This is a genomic window from Cytobacillus sp. (genome assembly GCF_964223445.1).
Lineage (GTDB): Bacteria > Bacillota > Bacilli > Bacillales > Cytobacillaceae > Cytobacillus.
Genome location: NZ_CAXQGS010000103.1, coordinates 33,392 through 51,058, shown reverse-complemented (window position 1 = coordinate 51,058; position 17,667 = coordinate 33,392). Strand labels below are relative to the sequence as shown.

At 44.3% G+C, this 17,667-nt stretch carries 18 protein-coding genes; 7 read left to right on the top strand and 11 right to left on the bottom strand.

What is annotated here, in order from left to right:
* Together ACEQ1T_RS18555 and ACEQ1T_RS18550 are read left to right on the top strand one after the other, a co-directional pair.
* On the top strand, window positions 1-710 hold a 710-nt coding region (locus ACEQ1T_RS18555), incomplete at its 5' end, for a catalase-related domain-containing protein (protein WP_370224145.1).
* A gap of 407 nt (window positions 711-1,117) precedes the next feature.
* Entirely contained in the window at window positions 1,118-1,981 is an 864-nt protein-coding gene (locus ACEQ1T_RS18550; protein WP_370224144.1) for a GyrI-like domain-containing protein, read from the top strand.
* 42 nt (window positions 1,982-2,023) lie between these two features.
* Here the strand turns inward: ACEQ1T_RS18550 and ACEQ1T_RS18545 are convergent, their stop codons facing one another.
* Complete coding sequence (locus ACEQ1T_RS18545) at window positions 2,024-3,538, bottom strand: BCCT family transporter (protein ID WP_370224142.1); 1,515 nt, start codon at window positions 3,536-3,538, stop codon at window positions 2,024-2,026.
* A 141-nt stretch (window positions 3,539-3,679) separates the two neighbouring features.
* Between ACEQ1T_RS18545 and ACEQ1T_RS18540 the strand changes: the two genes are divergently transcribed.
* Both ACEQ1T_RS18540 and ACEQ1T_RS18535 read left to right on the top strand, forming a co-directional pair.
* Window positions 3,680-4,144, top strand: a complete 465-nt coding sequence (locus tag ACEQ1T_RS18540) for a DinB family protein (RefSeq protein ID WP_206841623.1) — start codon at window positions 3,680-3,682, stop codon at window positions 4,142-4,144.
* Between the two features lie 96 nt (window positions 4,145-4,240).
* Entirely contained in the window at window positions 4,241-5,464 is a 1,224-nt protein-coding gene (locus ACEQ1T_RS18535; protein ID WP_206841638.1) for an MFS transporter, read from the top strand.
* A gap of 35 nt (window positions 5,465-5,499) precedes the next feature.
* Here ACEQ1T_RS18535 and ACEQ1T_RS18530 read toward each other — a convergent pair whose 3' ends face one another.
* Complete coding sequence (locus ACEQ1T_RS18530; RefSeq protein ID WP_370224140.1) at window positions 5,500-6,456, bottom strand: calcium/sodium antiporter; 957 nt, start codon at window positions 6,454-6,456, stop codon at window positions 5,500-5,502.
* Window positions 6,457-6,560: 104 nt separating this feature from the next.
* On the bottom strand, window positions 6,561-7,283 hold the full coding sequence (locus tag ACEQ1T_RS18525) for a DUF3784 domain-containing protein (protein ID WP_370224138.1): 723 nt from the start codon (window positions 7,281-7,283) through the stop codon (window positions 6,561-6,563).
* A 101-nt stretch (window positions 7,284-7,384) separates the two neighbouring features.
* On the opposite strand from ACEQ1T_RS18525, the gene ACEQ1T_RS18520 reads away from it, so the two are divergent.
* The gene (locus ACEQ1T_RS18520; RefSeq protein WP_370224136.1) at window positions 7,385-7,609 is read left to right on the top strand and encodes a hypothetical protein; all 225 of its coding nucleotides are present in this window, start codon (window positions 7,385-7,387) and stop codon (window positions 7,607-7,609) included.
* A gap of 70 nt (window positions 7,610-7,679) precedes the next feature.
* Window positions 7,680-8,288 (top strand): exonuclease domain-containing protein, encoded by a 609-nt coding sequence (locus ACEQ1T_RS18515; RefSeq protein ID WP_370224135.1) that lies wholly within the window; start codon window positions 7,680-7,682, stop codon window positions 8,286-8,288.
* A gap of 40 nt (window positions 8,289-8,328) precedes the next feature.
* Here ACEQ1T_RS18515 and ACEQ1T_RS18510 read toward each other — a convergent pair whose 3' ends face one another.
* Genes ACEQ1T_RS18510 through ACEQ1T_RS18500 form a run of 3 tightly spaced genes read right to left on the bottom strand, consistent with a single transcriptional unit; the run spans window position 8,329 to window position 10,013 of the window.
* Window positions 8,329-9,582 (bottom strand): ATP-binding protein, encoded by a 1,254-nt coding sequence (locus ACEQ1T_RS18510; protein WP_370224134.1) that lies wholly within the window; start codon window positions 9,580-9,582, stop codon window positions 8,329-8,331.
* 48 nt (window positions 9,583-9,630) lie between these two features.
* Window positions 9,631-9,825 carry a YwbE family protein gene (locus ACEQ1T_RS18505; RefSeq protein ID WP_206841694.1) on the bottom strand — a complete coding sequence of 65 codons (195 nt, stop codon included), beginning with the start codon at window positions 9,823-9,825 and terminating at the stop codon, window positions 9,631-9,633.
* Window positions 9,825-10,013 (bottom strand): hypothetical protein, encoded by a 189-nt coding sequence (locus tag ACEQ1T_RS18500; protein WP_206841697.1) that lies wholly within the window; start codon window positions 10,011-10,013, stop codon window positions 9,825-9,827. Before ACEQ1T_RS18500 ends, ACEQ1T_RS18505 begins: the two co-directional genes overlap by 1 nt.
* A gap of 219 nt (window positions 10,014-10,232) precedes the next feature.
* On the opposite strand from ACEQ1T_RS18500, the gene ACEQ1T_RS18495 reads away from it, so the two are divergent.
* Complete coding sequence (locus tag ACEQ1T_RS18495) at window positions 10,233-12,059, top strand: M6 family metalloprotease domain-containing protein (RefSeq protein WP_370224131.1); 1,827 nt, start codon at window positions 10,233-10,235, stop codon at window positions 12,057-12,059.
* A gap of 42 nt (window positions 12,060-12,101) precedes the next feature.
* Here ACEQ1T_RS18495 and ACEQ1T_RS18490 read toward each other — a convergent pair whose 3' ends face one another.
* The 5 genes from ACEQ1T_RS18490 to ACEQ1T_RS18470 all read right to left on the bottom strand — a co-directional run bounded on the left by ACEQ1T_RS18490 (window position 12,102) and on the right by ACEQ1T_RS18470 (window position 17,546).
* Window positions 12,102-13,022: a ketopantoate reductase family protein gene (locus ACEQ1T_RS18490; protein ID WP_370224130.1), complete on the bottom strand. Its 921-nt coding sequence runs from the start codon at window positions 13,020-13,022 to the stop codon at window positions 12,102-12,104.
* 57 nt (window positions 13,023-13,079) lie between these two features.
* On the bottom strand, window positions 13,080-13,226 hold the full coding sequence (locus tag ACEQ1T_RS18485) for a hypothetical protein (protein ID WP_370224129.1): 147 nt from the start codon (window positions 13,224-13,226) through the stop codon (window positions 13,080-13,082).
* Window positions 13,226-14,677, bottom strand: a complete 1,452-nt coding sequence (locus ACEQ1T_RS18480) for a carbon starvation protein A (protein ID WP_206841709.1) — start codon at window positions 14,675-14,677, stop codon at window positions 13,226-13,228. Before ACEQ1T_RS18480 ends, ACEQ1T_RS18485 begins: the two co-directional genes overlap by 1 nt.
* A 399-nt stretch (window positions 14,678-15,076) precedes the next feature.
* Window positions 15,077-15,808: a LytR/AlgR family response regulator transcription factor gene (locus ACEQ1T_RS18475; protein WP_370224127.1), complete on the bottom strand. Its 732-nt coding sequence runs from the start codon at window positions 15,806-15,808 to the stop codon at window positions 15,077-15,079.
* Window positions 15,777-17,546, bottom strand: coding sequence for a LytS/YhcK type 5TM receptor domain-containing protein (locus tag ACEQ1T_RS18470; protein ID WP_370224125.1), 1,770 nt, complete (start codon window positions 17,544-17,546; stop codon window positions 15,777-15,779). The genes ACEQ1T_RS18475 and ACEQ1T_RS18470 overlap by 32 nt, the downstream gene beginning before the upstream one ends.
* Window positions 17,547-17,667: the final 121 nt, after the last annotated feature.

The following is a 17,667-nucleotide window of genomic DNA, read 5'->3' as shown; positions in this document are numbered from 1 at the left end:
TCTGGAACAGCATGTCTGAAGTGGAAAAACAGCATATGATCGAGGCATTCCGCTTTGAAGTCGGAAAGGTTCAGAACAAAGAAGTGAAGCAGCAGGTTGTCGACATGTTCAGCAATGTGGATCATTTCCTGGCCGAGCAAATTGCCCTAGGAGTTGGAGCAATCGTGCCGGATGCTGCGAATGAATCGAAAGTGACGCTCTCTTCACCAGCATTAAGCCAAATGAACACAGCCAAATCACCTAAGACCCGAAAAGTCGCCATCCTTGCTGATAATGGCTTCAGCTATACTGAAGTCAAAACCGTAATGGAAGCCTTGAAAGGTGCTGGGATTATGCCTGAAATTGTCAGCAAAAACCTGGGTATGATCAAAGGAGACGGCGGAGAACTGGAAGTTATGAAAACATTTCTGACTTCACACTCCGTTATGTATGACGCCATCTATGTGGCAGGAGGAAAAGAAAGTGCCAAAGCTCTGAAAATGATGCCGCAGGCAAAGGAATTCGTCAGCGAAGCCTACAAGCATTTTAAAACCATTGCTTTTGGCGGTGAAGGAGCCGAACTGCTGCCTGCAGAAGCTTTAAACCTGATGGGGCAATCCCAAACTCTTTCCGATATGGGAATCGTCGAAATCAAAAGCGGCGAAGCATCCGCAAGCGAGAATTTAATTAATAGCATTGCCATGCACCGTCATTGGGGGCGTGCCATATAAAATTGAAGCCAGCTGCCCGCTATCGGGCGGCTGGCTTTTTTTCTGATTCCCTGATAGATTAAGGACTGACCGATATAGCTGGAAACTGACCGAAATATTGGAGAAACTGACCGATAAAATCGAATAGTAACCGATAAATTAAAAATATGACCGATAAAGCTGATGAAGTGACCGATAAACGGAAAAATGTTCGGCCATCGTTGAGTTCGGCCGAAAAATCTTAAATTTTGGCCGGTATTTTCCTGATTAACCCTTCCCGCCAGCAGCCGCAACAAAATTTCCCCAATATGCAGGTATTCCCCTCCTTTAATAAGAATTCTTTAATATCCACCTGCCAAAACAAAGCAAAAAATGACAGGAAGGCAAAAAGAGAAAAAGGTAGGATGAAATCAAGGGAGTGATCAGTAATGTCATGGATCGTATCGCTGCAGAAGGCGATTGATTATATAGAAGAGCACTTGCTGGAAGATGATCTTTCCATTGGGAAAGCTGCGGAGGCAGCGAACTCGTCCGTATTTCATTTTCAGCGTACATTTGCCATTTTGACAGATATGCCGGTCGGCGAATATATCCGGGGAAGGAGATTAACCCTCGCCGCACAGGACCTGGTCCTAACAGACCGCAAAGTGATTGATCTCGCCTATAAATACGGCTATGACACTCCCGAAGCTTTTACCAAAGCTTTCCGCAGGCAGCATGGCATGACCCCGACTGAAGCAAGAAACTTTTCCGGAAAGCTGAAATCATATAACCGCCTGGTGATCCAGGTGAGTCTGAAAGGGGCAGAACCAATGCAATATGCAATTGTCGAAAAAGAAGCTTTTCAAGTAGCAGGAATCAATAGGGAGTTCTCATTGTGCAATGAAGAGAATCTGGCCGGCATCCCGAAAATGTGGGATGAGGTAAATAGTAACGGGACCGCTGAGAAGCTATTCATGCTGAATAATGGCGAAATTAAAGGGATTCTCGGCGTATGTGTCGATAAACGCAGCGCGAAGCCTGACAGCATGGACTACTGGATCGGGGCAAGCTTCAAAGGCGATAAGCCTGACAGCTTAGAGTGCCTGGAAGTCCCTGCCTCCAAATGGGCGGTGTTCGAAGTTCATGGCGCCATGCCGCATGCCATGCAAAAGACCTGGAAAAAAATCTTCTCGGAATGGTTTCCATCCAGCGGCTATGAACATGCCGCTGCGCCAGAGCTGGAAGTCTATTCTGCCGGGGATGCGTCCAGTCCGGATTATTATTCAGAGATCTGGATTCCCGTAAAATAAACATTAGGAAAACCTGCAGACGCTAGATCTGCAGGTTTTCTATTAAGACTTCCTCTTCGGAATTCTCCCAATCCCCAGCTCCTTCGCTTCTTTCTGCAGTGCCTTGATCAGACTGAAGGTCATTAAAGCCATGATAACGGAAAAAGGAAGAGCTGCTGCAATCATCGTATTCTGCAACGCTTGCAGCCCTCCGGAATAGAGCAGGACCAATGAAATGGCAGCAAGCAATATACCCCAAACCATTTTTATCTTATTGCCAGGATGGTGCGAACCATTTGTTGTCATCATTCCTAATACATATGTGCCGGAGTCTGCAGAGGTAATAAAAAATGTACAAATGAGTAAGATGGCAATGACCGAAAGGACAGCTCCCATCGGAAAGTTCGAAAACACACCAAACAATGCTTCCTCAGTAGCCAATTCGGAAATTTTGACAACACCGTTATGCTCTTGGAGCATTGCAGTTCCGCCAAATGTTGCAAACCATATGAAGCCTATCAGAGAGGGCACAAGGAGTACGCCGAAAACAAATTCCCGTATGGTTCTCCCTTTTGAAACGCGGGCGATGAAAATCCCCACGAAGGGTGCCCAGGCAATCCACCAGGCCCAGTAAAAAATCGTCCAGCCATTAATCCATTCCCTGACCTCTGGATTTAACGGCGCAATTCTAAGACTCATGCCAGGTAAATTCTGCAGATAGGACCCAAGAGTATTGGTGAACAGGTTAAGGATGAACAATGAAGGTCCCAGGAAAAAAGTGAGCAGAAATAGAACCGCTGCTAAAATCATATTGGCATTGCTCAGGATTTTGATGCCCTTACCAAGTCCGGACCAGGCGGATATCATGAAAAGAACCGTAACAATTACCACAATAATGAACTGGACAGTAATACTGACCGGTATGCCAAAAAGATAGGACAGCCCGCCGTTAATCTGCACAGCTCCAAATCCCAGTGTCGTAGCTACACCAATCACAGTCGCAACCACTGAAAGAATATCGATGATCTTCCCTGCAGCTTTCTGAGTATGTTCCCCTAAAATCGGCTTCAAAGTGGCACTTATTAAACCAGGTTCCCCATGGCGGAAGTTGAAGTATGCCAGCACAAGAGCCACAATGCCATAAATCGCCCAGGCATGGATTCCCCAATGGAAGTAAGTATACCTCATGGCATTCCTAATGGCCTGGTCCGTCCCTACTTCTCCGCCTGTCGGGGACCCGACCGCATAGTGATAAATCGGCTCAGCTGCACCCCAGAAAACCAGCCCGATCCCCATACCAGCGCTGAACAGCATGGCAAACCACGTAGGGCGGGAAAATTCCGGTTTATCATCCTGCTTCCCAAGCTTGATTCTTCCTAAAGGGCTGATTAAAAAATATAAACAAACAATGACAATAAACGAAACAAGTATTAAATAATACCAGCCGAATTTATCTGTGATAAAAGCCTGTACATTTGCTGTCACACTCTCCAGCGAATCCGGGACAAAAACACCGAATAAAACAAGCAATAATAATATGCCCACCGATATATAGAAAACCATTAAGTTCTTCTTCACATACAATCCCCTTTCTTCTGTTGCCGCTTCCTTTAGGATTAAATACATTGGAAGTAATTATGCGGCTGAAAAAGAAATTTGCAGGAAATTCCCATATGCTGACGAAATTCCATAGGTAACTCAACAAGGAGGTAAGAGATTTTGCTGACATTATTTCGCTATAACTGGCAAGTGCGTGATGAGTGGTTTGAATGGTGCCGCCAGCTTTCAGCCGAAGAGCTGAATGCCAATCGGACCGGAGGAGCAGGGGGCATTCTGGAAACCCTTTTTCATATCGTGGATGTAGAATACAGCTGGATTTGTGTTATTCAGGGCAAGGAAGTGAAAGACCCCCTGTTTTCGGACTATGATGAATTGAAAAAAGTAATGGCACTATCTGAAGAATACCGCAGGGAATTAGAAAGCTTTTTTAAGGAGGAATGGCCTGTTCCATTCAATGAAATGGTTACACCGCCATGGATGGAGGAGGGGCAATACAAAAAGGGGGACATCCTGAACCATGCCATTGCCCATGAAATCCATCATATCGGCCAGCTGTCTGTCTGGGCAAGAGAGATGAATCTAAAGCCGGTATCAGCCAATCTGATTGGAAGGGAATTAAATTAAATAAAGGGAATGGCAAATGAAAAGAAAATGTCCCGATTCTGTGCATTTTTTTGATATGCTCATAATTGGAAAAATCTAAATGTATTAAGGTGATCTATGAAACCATTTAATTGGAAAATGGCGTCCTTCCTGCTGACAGGGATTGGAATATCCAGACTGGGAGATTTTATTTACCTGATTGCTATTAATTTGATTGTCTATGACATGACCGGATCAGCTGCTGCTGTTGCAGGATTATGGATCATAGGTCCAGTCACTTCCGTTTTAACTAATTCATGGAGCGGAGGCCTGATAGATCGGAAAAATAAAAAGAGCATTATGATTTGGACGGACATGGCCAGGGCCATGGGGGTAGCTCTGATACCATTTCTGGGAAGCATTGGCTTCCTTTATGCAGTCCTCTTTCTAATCAGTATGGCGAAGGCTCTATTTATGCCGGCTTCTGCAACGTATATAGCCAAGCTGGTTCCGATTGAAAGCAGAAAAAGGTTCAACTCCATCAACAGTCTTGTTACTTCAGGCGCTTTTATCGTGGGGCCAGCCATCGCAGGCGGATTATTTCTGATTGGAACCATCGAAACAGCCATCTTTTTAAATGCGGCTTCCTTTGTCTTTTCAGCTGTCATCATCTGGGTGCTTCCGGATATGGATAAAGATTTAAAGTACCCTTCGGTACAAACATCTGCCTATGAAACGCTCCGGTATGATTGGAAGAAGGTCATCACGTTTGGCAGGAAAGAGGTTTTTATCATTTCTGTCTACGGGTGTTTCCTAGCATTCGGCTTGTTCTCGCTCGCAATGGATTCTCAGGAGGTTGTTTTTATCCAGGATGTTGTTGGGCTGACAGAAGCGGATTATAGTTTCCTTGTCAGCATCAGCGGGATTGGCTTTGCGCTGGGAGCTCTCTTTATCACCATCGTTTCAAAAATGCTTAGCATCAAACAGCTCATGGGCTTTGGCATGCTTTTGACAGCTGCCGGTTATCTGATTTATGCCTTGGCAAACTCCTTTATGATGGTAGTCATTGGATTTACTGTACTCGGCATTTTTAATGCTTTCTCAAGTGCGGGATACCAAACCTTTTATCAGAATAATGTGCCTGTGGAAATCATGGGCAGAATGACCAGTGTGATCGGTGTCATCCAAAGCTTGGCGCAGATTATACTGCTCTTTGGAATCGGGGTTCTCGGAGATCTGTTTCCGCTTCGCTATACGATTGTTATTTTAGCAGGCCTGAATTTAATCCTTTCACTTCATGTCTGCTGGCAGCTGCTGAAGCCAGGGAAGCAGAAGTATTTTTCAGAAACAACTTCCGCTTAAAAAGAAACGCCGGCCCAATCGGACCGGCGCTGGCATTAATTACGCATAATGATATAAATCAAATACATAATGTAAGAGGCTGCAAGAAAGCTGCCCTCATATTTTCCTACGGTATAATGGCTTCTTGAGAAGATGAGCAGCACAAAGGTGATTAAAATTAGAATCGTAATATCGATGAATATTTTTGGGTCTACAGGAAGCGGCGATATGGCAGCTGAAGCTCCGAGGACAAACAGGATGTTGAAGATGTTGCTCCCTACAATATTTCCAAGAGCGATCTCACTCTCTTTTTTTATGGCTGCGGCGACTGAGGCCACCAGTTCAGGCAGAGAAGTCCCGATGGCAACAATCGTTAAGCCGACCAATGTCTCACTCATTCCCAAAGAGTAAGCAATCTCTGTACTGCTTCTGACGACCAAGTCACCCCCAAAGATAATGGCAGCCAGTCCGGCAATCGTCAAAAGGCTTTGCTTCGTCCATTGGCCTGCGCTTGTTTTAATAGGATCAGCCTTTGTACTGCTTCGGCTTTCCCGGGCCACTTCAAATAAATAGTACATAAATACAGCAAAAATCAGAAGCAAAACGAGACCATCACTGCGTGAAACCACATTGCTGCCAATAGAGTTCAGATATGTATCGCTAATGAAAACCATAAGTGCTACAGTGGCAAGCAATGTGAATGGGATCTCCTTGCGGATGGTTGTGCTTTCCACTTTCAGGGGGAAAATCATTGCGGTAATACCGACAACCAATGTGATGTTAAAAATATTACTGCCCACGACATTTCCAATAGCCACATCGGCACTGCCATCCAGGGCTGCCAGAATGCTGACTGTGGCTTCAGGCGAACTTGTTCCAAACGCAACTATTGTCAGCCCGACCAGCAGAGGAGAAATCTTAAGAAATCCGGCAATTTTTGAAGCGCCATCCACAAAAAAGTTTGCCCCTGCTATCAAAAGGGCAAATCCAATGATTAGAAGAAAATATGACACTTTTTAAGGCACCTCCCATTTTTACTATGTTAATCCAATTATGGAATGAATTTTATAAACCTTCAACTAAAAGCCACCGGAATGTACACAGGCGGCTTCATTTGTTACTCCGCTTCTTTTTTGAGCTCGTCATACCAGCTCTGAGTCTCGGCGGCATCTTTGCTGTTAACAAATATCTGCTCATCTTTAAGCTCAATGTACAAAATGGGCATATGGTCTTTTTGGATGAATAATAGGCTGCTGCCATAGCCAGTCACTTTAAAATGACCCTGTGAAAGGGTAGGGAGGCCGATGCCATTTTGTCTCCAGGTTACTTCAGGCATCACCTCCAATAATTGCACGGACTTAATATCTTCATAAGTCCATTCATTTCCGTACATCCCGGAGATTTCAAATGAATCCTCTGCTACTGCCATTTCATAGCCTTTCTGACTGGAGACGGTTAGATAAACGAGAGGTCCAAGCGTTACGATGGAGAGGATGATGGCGATTACATAACTGCGTTTTCTTTTGGCCAGCACTTCATATCTGGATAAGTAGATGAGTCCGCCAAGCAATACGAACAGCATGAAGCCGAATTGCGCTTCGGTTCCAAATCTGAATTCGGTAAACGATAGAGGCACAAGCATCAGCATTCCGATAGCGGTGCCGAAGAGCAGGCTGCCGATTTTTTGCGGATATTTGTTTTCTATTAATTTTTCCTTTTCTTCATCGGGCCGCGATGCAAATCCGGAAATGAGCCAGTAAGCCTTTTTGAATCTCACAGCCCATCCGAGAATCAGGAATAGCGCACTCACTGCAATCTGTGTAATGACAAGTCCGATCATGGTAAAAACCTCCTTACTATTCTTACGGAGAAAACCGCAGTTTTGTTTCGAATTTGGTATAATAATTAAGAAAGTTTCTTGAAATAAGGGGAGGAACATCCTTGAAAAGTAAAAATATTTTATTTTATATATTGCTTGCACTTTTGCTGACTACTGTTGTCAGCATTGTCATGGGCTACCATACCTTCGGCTTTGGGGTAGGTTTTTTGTTTGCATTTCTGTCACTTTCCACAGGATATTTCTATTCCATGAAAAACCGGGAATATATGCATCAGAATTACCATGCCGACTATGTGGACCGCTTAAAGAACGATAAAAAGATCTAGGAGCAGTTCCGCTGGCATTCAGCACTCCTCTATTATATGCTTAATTTAAAATGAATAGAGGAGGCTGGCCATGAGAAACCAGGAAAAGATGGGATTGCTGCTGGATGTGGAGACAACAGGCCTTGGACCAAATTCCGATGAAATCATCGAACTGGCATTAAAGCTTTTTTCGTACCGTTCGGATACAGGGGAGATCCTTGATATTAAGGATAAAGCTGCATTCCTGCGGGAGCCCATCAGCAAATCAGCCAAAAACAATTACAGCCGTGCTTTCAGGGTCCACGGGATTCCTTATGAAGCTGTCAGCGGAAAATGCTTTGATGACATTGAAATAAAAAAATACTTCTTTCATGCCGATTCCGTTTTTGCTCATAATGCATCCTTTGACCGCAGCTTTTTATACCGGATGTATCCTGAAGACATCAACGAATTAAAATGGTATTGCACGATGAGAAGTGTCCCATGGAAGGAATACGGTTTTACAGACAGCAAGCTGCTGACGCTCCTTCAGTCCCACCAGATTGCAGAAAGCCAGACGCATAGGGCCATGGATGATATTACATACCTCTTAGAACTGCTGAAACAAACAAATCCTGCCGGAGATTTCTATATGCGTGATGTTCTGGCCAAAGGCCCGATGAGAAAATACCAGCCTGCCGTTCAGGGACGGATTGGCTAAAAGACAATACAGCAAAAGAGTGCACACAGGCACTCTTTTTTTATTCACTCTTAAGCAGGGGCAGTATGATTTTCACTGTCGTTCCCTTGCCAATATCGCTTTCATATTCAATCGTTCCGTGCATTTCTCGAATGATTTTGTTCGTAACCATGCTGCCAAGGCCTGTGCCCTTGGTCTTTGTTGTATAAAAAGGCAATCCGATATTCTCTAATTGCTCTGATGTCATGCCCCGGCCGTTATCTGCAATGGTTATTTCAACCGTGTTATGAAAATAATCAGCAGAGGTGAAAATATGAATCCTTCCTTTTTCAGGAACTGATTCTATTCCATTCTTGATCACATTCATGATGGCCTGTTTTAGGTGGTGTTCATCTCCCTGCACATAAAATGGTCCTTTATCCGCGTACTCAATCACCACATTGGAATAAGAAGCAAGCGGCCTCATGAGCAGTACGCAATCCTGAATCACGTCATGCAGGGGGACATTAGCGAGATGGAACTGCTCGGGCTTTGATACTTTTAAATAGTTCGTAATAATGCTATTTGTACGATCCAATTCCTCAATAATGAGCGGGGAAAACTTTTTTAAGCTCTCATCCGCTGTATCCTGGCTCAAATATTGAATGAAGCCCCTCACAGTGGATAAAGGATTTCTGATTTCATGTGCGATAGAAGCTGCCAGCTGGCCGACCATTGTCAGCTTATCCATATACATCATTTCACTGATCTGTTTATTCGTTCTGAAAAGGTTTTCGATTACAAAGATAAGGGCAATAAATGTCAGGTAAAATGCCGCGAAGTAAGTCAGGTAAAAGAATGTATCCAGAAAAATGACGGCGGTAGCAATGATGGATATATATAAGTAAAAATAAAAGAACAGAATGAATGAACCAGTCACCACCCGATGGCTGGAATTAAGAAACACTCGTCTTAGAGAAAGGGTAATCACAAATGCCAGAATGGAAACCAAAATCCCAATATAAATAAACTGGCCACCTATCAAATAGCGGGTAATGACGGTACTTAGCATCACTATAGATCCGGGAAGCCATCCCGTATAGAGCGTCACGATCATGATGGCGACCATGCGCAAATCAAAATGGGTTTCCCCCAGTGTTTCAATGGGATAAAACATGCACAAAAGTGCTCCGAATGAACCAAGAAGTCCGTAAATCAATTTTTGTTTAAGGGTAAGAGGGGTCTTTGTCTGATATGGAAAAAACAAATTCCCGTTAAACGTAAACGAAAAAAGTATTGTAATATTTACCAGTAAAGGCTTGATCAGTGTAACCAATAGTCTCCTCCCAGTATATGCAATTCTAGTGAAAGGGATCTGTCCCTATTAACGTAATATTTGTTTTACGCGGCCAACCTGACCATCTTCGAGTCTCACTTTTATACCGTGCGGATGAGAAGGTGACTTTGTTAAAATGTCTTTCACGATTCCTTCTGTCAGCACACCTGTCCGCTGATCCTTTTTAAGAACAATTTTTACTTTTAATCCATGCGCAATGGCAGCGCGATTCTGCCCTTCCATTACACACCTGTCCGTTTCCGCTGATTATTGGTCTTCTTTGTCTGCTGGCTTTTCATTGCTTTCGCCGTTTTAACCGGAGTATTATTGAACTTTCCGCCAGCCTGCTCTTGTTTCTTATTCAAAAGCTGCTGTTTCATTGCTTCTTTAAGGCTGATTTTTTTTCGTTCATTGTCTTCTATATGAGTCATGTTAGAGTCTCCTTTATTTACAGATCCCTCTATTATAAATCATTAAACAGTTAAAGGAAATTTCACAGAGTAATTATCTTTATACCTGTAACTTTTCAGAAAAATAAGTCTTTTGGACCACGAGAAATCCTATCAAACCATCCTTTATTCCTATTTAGAAAATACTGAATATTCTATACTATTTAGATTACAGAAATAGATTATAGGGGAGTGAGTCATTTGTTAAAAGTTCTATCAACTTCAGCTTTATCCCTTGCTTTAGCAGGAAGTGCCGTTTTTGCAGGAGCGGGACCGGCAGATACTCAGGCCAAGCAGGAAAGTAAGCATCAAATCAGTCTTGCCCATCATGTAGGTGCGTCGCCGGAGCTTGCGGCAAAGGCGAAGGAATTGGGAATCGATCTGTCAAAAGTGGATCCGGCTGAGAAAGCAGCCAAGGCAGGTGCAAAATTCCAGCAGCCTGGTGACAATCATGTTGCGTATAAGGAAGCAACGGGGGATATACCAGTTCTGGTTCTTCTCGCAAAGTATCCGGATGGGGATGAGCCGGTCGGTGATATGCCTGGACAAGTTCCAGCTGAGTATTATGAGGATTTAATTTTTGGAACAGAGTATAATCCTTATGAGCTTCCTCAATTCCAGAAATATGATGGTGAGAATGTTCCAAAAGATCGCACGATGCAAAACGCTTATAAAGAATCCAGCTATGGAAAAACCAACCTGGTCCGCAAGGAAAACACCAAATTTGTATGGGTAGAGATGCCTAAAGGTGCTTCATACTACTTGGATCAGGAAGGTAAATATGCTGAAAATGGTACATACGTTAATGGCAATGTGAATGGGGATGCCCATACAGGCGAATTCATCCGCGACTTGCTGAAATCGGCAGACGAGCAGGTTGATTTCTCAAAGTATGCCGAGAATGGGGAAGTGCCTAACATTTTCGTCATCCATGAAGGCACAGGAGCTGAATTCAGCCGTGACCCGGCACAGTTCTGGTCACATAAGTGGAGCCTGCTAAGTGCTTTATATTATGGGAAATACTATGAAACTGGCAAACCTGCAGATGTACATGCTGGCATGTCTCAAAATGAATGGATTAATAAAACAGTTGCAGAAGATATGACCTATGACGGAGTAGTAGTCAATAACTACAACATTCAGCCAGGCATCGGCGGAAACGTTGCCGGTTTCGATGCAGCTACTAATACCTACAAAGAAGAAGCAAAAACGGGTCCATTCCCTGCACAAACCGGGGTTTACGCCCATGAATTTGGACATGCGCTAGGATTGCCTGATTTCTATGATACGGTTTACAGCTCTGAAGGTGTAGGAAACTACTCGATGATGGCAGGCGGCTCCTGGATGCGCTATCCGGATGCTGCTGCATATGCCGGAAACTCTCCAACGCACTTTGATCCGTTCTCTAAGATATTCTTGGGATGGGTAAATCCAATTGAAGTGAAGCCTGAAGAGGGCGTGCAAGAAATCACGCTTCCGGCGATCAATAAAGCAACTGCTGATAACGGCATCGTCAAAATGGAAGTGCCGGGCTCTAATGGCACTGAATACTTCCTATTTGAAAACGTTCAGCAGGATGGCTTTAACAAAGGCTTAATTCGCCAGGGGGCAGATTCTAAAGGGTTAATGGCATGGCACGTAGATGAGAACATCATCAACCTGTACCAGACTGCTGGCTTCCGTCCAAACAACGTGGAAAATTGGATGAACAAACGCTTCCAGTACAACCAATCTGAAACAGCAAGTGATGGTACAGTCGTAACACACTACGGCTTATCTGTTCTTCAAGCAGATGGAAAGTATGACCTGGAGAAAAATCTAAACCGCGGTGATGAAGGCGATTTCTTCAAAACCGGAGGGAAAATCACACCTGTATCCGGAAATGTTCACACTGGTTCTTACTACTTCTGGAAGGGCTATAGCTCAACGCCAGCTGATTCCGGAATCCATGTAACAGATATTAAAGAAAATGCCGATGGGTCCATCACGGCGAAATTCTTCTATAATACGAACAGCAGCACGAAATAATAGACTAAAAATCCGAGCAGGGAGTCCTGCTCGGATTTTTGTTTAAAGACTATTTTTTTCATAAACTTTTAAGTTAGCATAAATCGTACCGATAACAGGAGCATCCAAATCCAGCAGCTCTGCTTTTTTCAGCAAATAACCAAAGAAATGATCAGCTTCGATTGCCTGCTGTTTTTCCATATCGCGCTGCAGGGAGGACTTCATTTCATAGCCCATTTCTTTTATTTTTTGAACCTGAGCATCTTCAATCCCGACAGCGAGCGGTGCATCCAAGCCCCTCATTATGGCAGATGCTTCTTTCAAAACTTCTTTTACCGAACTCAATCCGAATGTTTGATCTCTGATCGGGCCAATTGGAGACCGGAATAGGGAGGTGACGCCAGAAAGTGTGGAGATAAAAAGATACTTATGCCACATCTCCTGTTCAATATTTTCGGAGAGGCGGAAGTTTGCTTTTGTACCTGAAAAAGCCTCATAAAGCTTCAGGATCCGCTCCGTTTTTTCACCAGATCGTTCCCCAAATACAAAGTCATGGACCGGGCTGGTTTGTATCACTTTCCCATTTTCACTGAGAGTGGTTTCAATAAAGCAAAGGCCGCCAAGAACGTTCGCTGCCCCAAAAGCAGCTGTCAATTTATCCATGTGGGCAATTCCATTTAAGAGAGGAAGAATCAAGGTACTATCGCCTGTGTATGGACGTATATCCTCTATGGCTCCCTCAAGATGATAGGCTTTTGTAGAGAGCAGGATGACATCGAATGCATCTGCCTTTTCCCCGGCCTGAATCGTTTTCGGCTCAGGGAACGTCATATCTCCATGCACACTTTCCGCCAGAAGCCCGTATTTCTCAAGCTGCTGCTTTCTTTTTTCTCTTACCAGAAAAGTAACATCCTCGCCTTTTTCCAAAAGCCTTCCGCCAAAATAGCCGCCAATGGCGCCGGCTCCGACAACTAATAATCTCATTTTTATTGTGCCTCCTTTGGTTAAATGGAAAAGTGCACGCATGTACGTGCACCTTTGCTAAGTTAAATAGAAGAATAACCCGATTACAAATATTAAACCAAAAATCAATTTGGCAGGAAGAGGAAGAGAATCTTTGCCTTTTTCATTTACTTTATTTTCTTCCTCATTTACCGTTTCACGGTAGTTTGAACTGCAGCAGCCCATTATGCGGATTTCTTCCAGCCAGAAATATCTTCTTCAAGCGGCAGGTTATTCGCCCGGGCCTTTTTAGCAGCGGAGAAGAACAGTGCCACAAGAATGACAGTACCAATGGCTCCGCCAATCCAGGAAGCATTCATCGATAAACCGAACCCGATTTGTGCGTTAAAGATATAAGTTAAGACCATTAACAGCATGAATGTACCCGGGATAAGGGAAATCCAGTAGTTTTTTTTCGCAATGTACAAATACATCGCACCGACAAACAGCGCAATAACCGCAGTTGATTGGTTAGCCCAGCTGAAGTATCTCCATAGGATGTTAAAGTCGATTTGCGTAAGTGCCAAAGAAAGAGCAAACAATGGGATAGCGATCCACAAACGGCTGGAAATTTTCTTCTGTGAGAAGTTAATATAGTCAGCAATAATCATACGTGCACTTCGGAAAGCCGTATCTCCGGAAGTGATTGGAAGTACAACTACACCAAGAATGGCAAGCGTTCCGCCGATTGCCCCAAGCATCATTGTGGAAGCTTCGCTGACAACTGCACCAGGACCTCCGTTAGCAAGGAAATCACTTAATCCGTTATAGCCATCGAATAAGCTCATTGCAGCAGCAGCCCAGATCATGGCGATGACACCTTCTGCAATCATCATGCCATAGAAGATTTTACGTCCCTGGTTTTCATTCTGAGTTGTACGGGAAATAATCGGTGTCTGTGTTGCATGGAAACCGGAAAGTGCACCGCAAGTGATCGTGAAAAACAGCAATGGGAAAATAGGTGCGTTAGCCGGATGGAAATTCTCCAGAGAAATTTCCGGAATATCAGCTCCGGTTGCAACTAAACCAATTCCAACACCAAAAGCACTGATCAGAAGCAAAGCACCAAAGTACGGATAAAGGCGTCCGATGATTTTATCAACAGGCAGCAAAGTCGCCAAAATATAATAAATGAAAATTGCAGCAATGATTAGAGTTAGTGAGATTTTCTGATCCATTACCACATAAAGCAGATCAGCCGGAGTTGTAACAAACACTGTACCAACCAATAACAGAAGAAGAACAGCGAAAGCGTTCACAACATGCTTCATGACTTTCCCGAGGAACTTGCTCGCAAGCTCAGGCAAATGCGCGCCGCGGTTGCGGATTGAAATCATTCCTGTTAAATAATCATGAACGGCACCGGCAAAAATACAGCCGACCACGATCCAGATAAAGGCTACAGGACCGTAAAGCGCTCCCATAATCGGGCCGAAAATCGGACCAGTACCAGCAATATTCAAGAGCTGAATCAACGAGTTCTTTGGTGTGCTCATAGCGATATAGTCCACACCGTCAGCATGAGTGTAGGCCGGAGTCGTCCGTGCCTCCTTCACACCGAAAACTTTTTCAACAAACTTGCCGTACGTAAAATAACCAATAATTAAAAGTGCAATACAGACTAAAAAAGTAATCATCATTATCCCCCTTTATGAATGCGTTTACATAAATTATATAAGAAGTGGAGGATATATGAACAATTTGTGTCCAACATGTAAAAAACAACGATTAAAATGCAGTGATGGGGGATTAACATGCATCGAAGGGTGGGAGTGTATAGAAAATTCATTATATTCGGGAGCCGGGCAGGGGAGCGCAGTTAAACTGGTATTTTGCAAAAAATCGCTGAAAGCGGAATTAAGCATTGAAGCAGCGCAATTCCACTCAAGGAAAGAGCAATTAATGATAATAACGGCTCAAAACCTAGCGGGAAAGCGCAATCCTCATCCAGCTCGGCGCAATCCCCGCCAAGCAAAGCGCAATCACCTCAAACTTGAACCCCCGCAAAACACAAAAAGCACCGTTCCCGATGCTTTTCACAATTCCAATCGTACCCGCAGTGCCTTCACATAATTCCTGCTAACAGACAGAAGTTCCTCCCGGCCATCCATCTCTAGCTGGTATGCACCGTTGAACCAGGGAGTGAGTCGTGTTACGTAATCCAGATTCACCAGGTAACTTTTGTGAATTCTGAAAAAAGAAAAGGGAAGCAGCCGGCTTTCCAAATCTTTAAGCGGGGTTTTGGTTTCATGCTCCCCGGTCCTGGTTATGATCCTGGATACTTTTTCATCCCGGTAGATATAAAGGATTTCTTTTGGCTCGAGGTATAGAATTTCTCCATCCTCTTCAACAGCCAGCTTACCGGCCGGCTTGCTGATGTCACTTTCCTTTTTTGCGCCAATCAATTTTTCCACGCGCCTGATGGTCTGTTCCAGCTGTTCCTCGTCGTATGGCTTCAGTAAATAATCAGTTGCTTCATAGCGGAAGGCTTCAGCAGCAAACTGCGGGTAGGCAGTTGCAAAGATGATGAGCGGCACTTTTTTCAGTTCCTGCAGTGATTTGGCAGCTTCCATCCCGTTCATTTTGGGCATCTCCACATCAAGGAAAACGACGTCCGGCTGAAGCTGGATGGCTTTCATTACGGCCGCTTCGCCCGATTCAGCTTCGCCGACAACCTGGATAGCAGGAAATTCCTCGAGTAAATGCTTTAATTCATCTCTGCTGTATCGTTCGTCATCAGCGATTAAGGTTCGGATCGTTTTTTCCATCAGTTTTTTCCTCCGTTTGCGGAATGGCGAATTGAATGTCAGTGCCGATGCCTGGTGTACTGGAAATTTGCAGCGAAGCTTCCTCACCAAACATCATAGTCAGCCGGCGGTTTACATTGTACAATGCAAGTCCGGAGCCCGATTCTGACTGCAGGGTTTCCTTGCCGAGCTGTTCGGCTCTTTCCCGGCTCATTCCCTGTCCATTATCCTTCACTTTTACTATCGTCATTCCGTCCTGTTTCTGAATTTTGATCATAATGATACAGTTCTGTTCCTTGTTCTTAATCCCATGCTTAACGGCATTTTCCACAATCGGCTGCAGAGTGAGCGGCGGAATTCTTTCCAAAAGAGCATCCTCATCAATGTCGTATATGACTTCGAGCCGATCCACAAACCGGGTTTCTTCAATTGACAGATAGGCCTTTACATGTCTGAGCTCCTGTTCAAGGCTCGTGCAGCTGACTGTCGTGGCCGTCAGGTTTTGCCGCAGAAAATGTGATAAGGATACGAGCAATTTCCGTGCCTGGGCAGGCTCAATCCGCACAAGGGAGATAATCGTATTTAATGAATTAAATAAAAAGTGCGGTGATATTTGCGCTTGCAGCGCTTTAATTTCAGCTTCTTTTGCCAGCTGGTAGGCTTTATCAGCCTCTGCGATCTCAAGCTGATTGCTGAGCAGTACACTTAGCCCTGAGATCAGCTCCATCACGAGATTAGTCATTTCTTTTTCAGAAGTGAAGTAAAATTTCAGAGTTCCGATCGTTTCGCCGCGAAGCTTTAAAGGAGCGACAATGGCTGCGCCAAGAGGGCAGTTTTCCTGCCGGCAGTGAATGGTCTGGTCATTGGCAACCACAATTTCCCCGTGCTGAATGACATCCCGTGTGATCTGGGTCTGGATCGGGCTTCCTGAACGGTGGTGGTCATTTCCCAGGCCGACATGTGCAAGGATTTCGGTGTGATTGGTGATTGCAACTGCTTTCATCTGAAGTTCCTTATGCAGTATCAGGCAGACTGCCAGAGCGGACGTATGATTAATGCCTTCCCGAAGATGGGCAAGCGTCTGGTCAGCGATCCTAAGCGTTTTCTGTGCATGAAAAGCACCTGCTTTTTCTTCTTCGTTAATAACATTTTTTATGATCAGCAAAAATAGGGCACTGCCAAGTCCATTTGCTATAATCATGGGAATCCCAATCATTTCGACAAGCGCAATCGCTTTTTCTATAGGACGTGAAATTCCAAGAATAATCAGCATCTGCACAGCTTCTGCCGTAGCACCAATAAAGAAGGCTGAGGATAGCTTCACATGTTCATTTTTTCGGCGGAAAAAGCCGGCAAGCAACCCTGCCACTATGGACGCCAGCCCGCAGGCAATCCCGGTAAAGCCGCCAAGTGTAAATCGGTGGAATCCTGCTATAAGCCCTGCGCCAATTCCTACTTTAGGGCCGCCAAGCAATCCCGCGAGCACGACCCCGATCACCCTGGAATTGGCAATGGCTTCATCTGAAGCAAGCTCGGATGCCCAGCGGTTAAACTGCAGTGTGTCCGTATTGAAGGCCAGCCCGGAATACGTTCCAATGATGCCAAAAAAACCGAAAAAAAGAATGGCTTTATACTCCTGCTGCCGTTTTAATCTTTCGCCATAAATCATCTCTCTGAAAAAGCGGAACCTTGTCAGAATCAGCGCAATGGTGACAATGATTCCAAGCCGCTCCAGCATCGTAATCAGCAATTCCAGCATCCGCAGGCCACCTTTAACCAAGTTGTTATCATTATTTTAATAGATTAAAGAGAAAATGAAAAATGACCCGTTTGAATTTTTCAAAAAAATGTACAGGCTTTTCCAGCATTTTTGTCGAAAA

What these genes read in the sequence shown, in the direction of transcription:
- ACEQ1T_RS18550 (WP_370224144.1), top strand. Translation starts at nt 1,118, where the DNA reads ATGTCATGGATCGTATCGCTGCAGAAGGCGATTGATTATATAGAAGAG.
- ACEQ1T_RS18535 (WP_206841638.1), top strand. Translation starts at nt 4,241, where the DNA reads ATGAAACCATTTAATTGGAAAATGGCGTCCTTCCTGCTGACAGGGATT.
- ACEQ1T_RS18525 (WP_370224138.1), bottom strand. Translation starts at nt 7,283, where the DNA reads ATGATCGGACTTGTCATTACACAGATTGCAGTGAGTGCGCTATTCCTG.
- ACEQ1T_RS18515 (WP_370224135.1), top strand. Translation starts at nt 7,680, where the DNA reads ATGAGAAACCAGGAAAAGATGGGATTGCTGCTGGATGTGGAGACAACA.
- ACEQ1T_RS18505 (WP_206841694.1), bottom strand. Translation starts at nt 9,825, where the DNA reads ATGGAAGGGCAGAATCGCGCTGCCATTGCGCATGGATTAAAAGTAAAA.
- ACEQ1T_RS18500 (WP_206841697.1), bottom strand. Translation starts at nt 10,013, where the DNA reads ATGACTCATATAGAAGACAATGAACGAAAAAAAATCAGCCTTAAAGAA.
- ACEQ1T_RS18490 (WP_370224130.1), bottom strand. Translation starts at nt 13,022, where the DNA reads ATGAGATTATTAGTTGTCGGAGCCGGCGCCATTGGCGGCTATTTTGGC.
- ACEQ1T_RS18485 (WP_370224129.1), bottom strand. Translation starts at nt 13,226, where the DNA reads ATGGGCTGCTGCAGTTCAAACTACCGTGAAACGGTAAATGAGGAAGAA.
- ACEQ1T_RS18480 (WP_206841709.1), bottom strand. Translation starts at nt 14,677, where the DNA reads ATGATTACTTTTTTAGTCTGTATTGCACTTTTAATTATTGGTTATTTT.
- ACEQ1T_RS18475 (WP_370224127.1), bottom strand. Translation starts at nt 15,808, where the DNA reads ATGGAAAAAACGATCCGAACCTTAATCGCTGATGACGAACGATACAGC.
- ACEQ1T_RS18470 (WP_370224125.1), bottom strand. Translation starts at nt 17,546, where the DNA reads ATGCTGGAATTGCTGATTACGATGCTGGAGCGGCTTGGAATCATTGTC.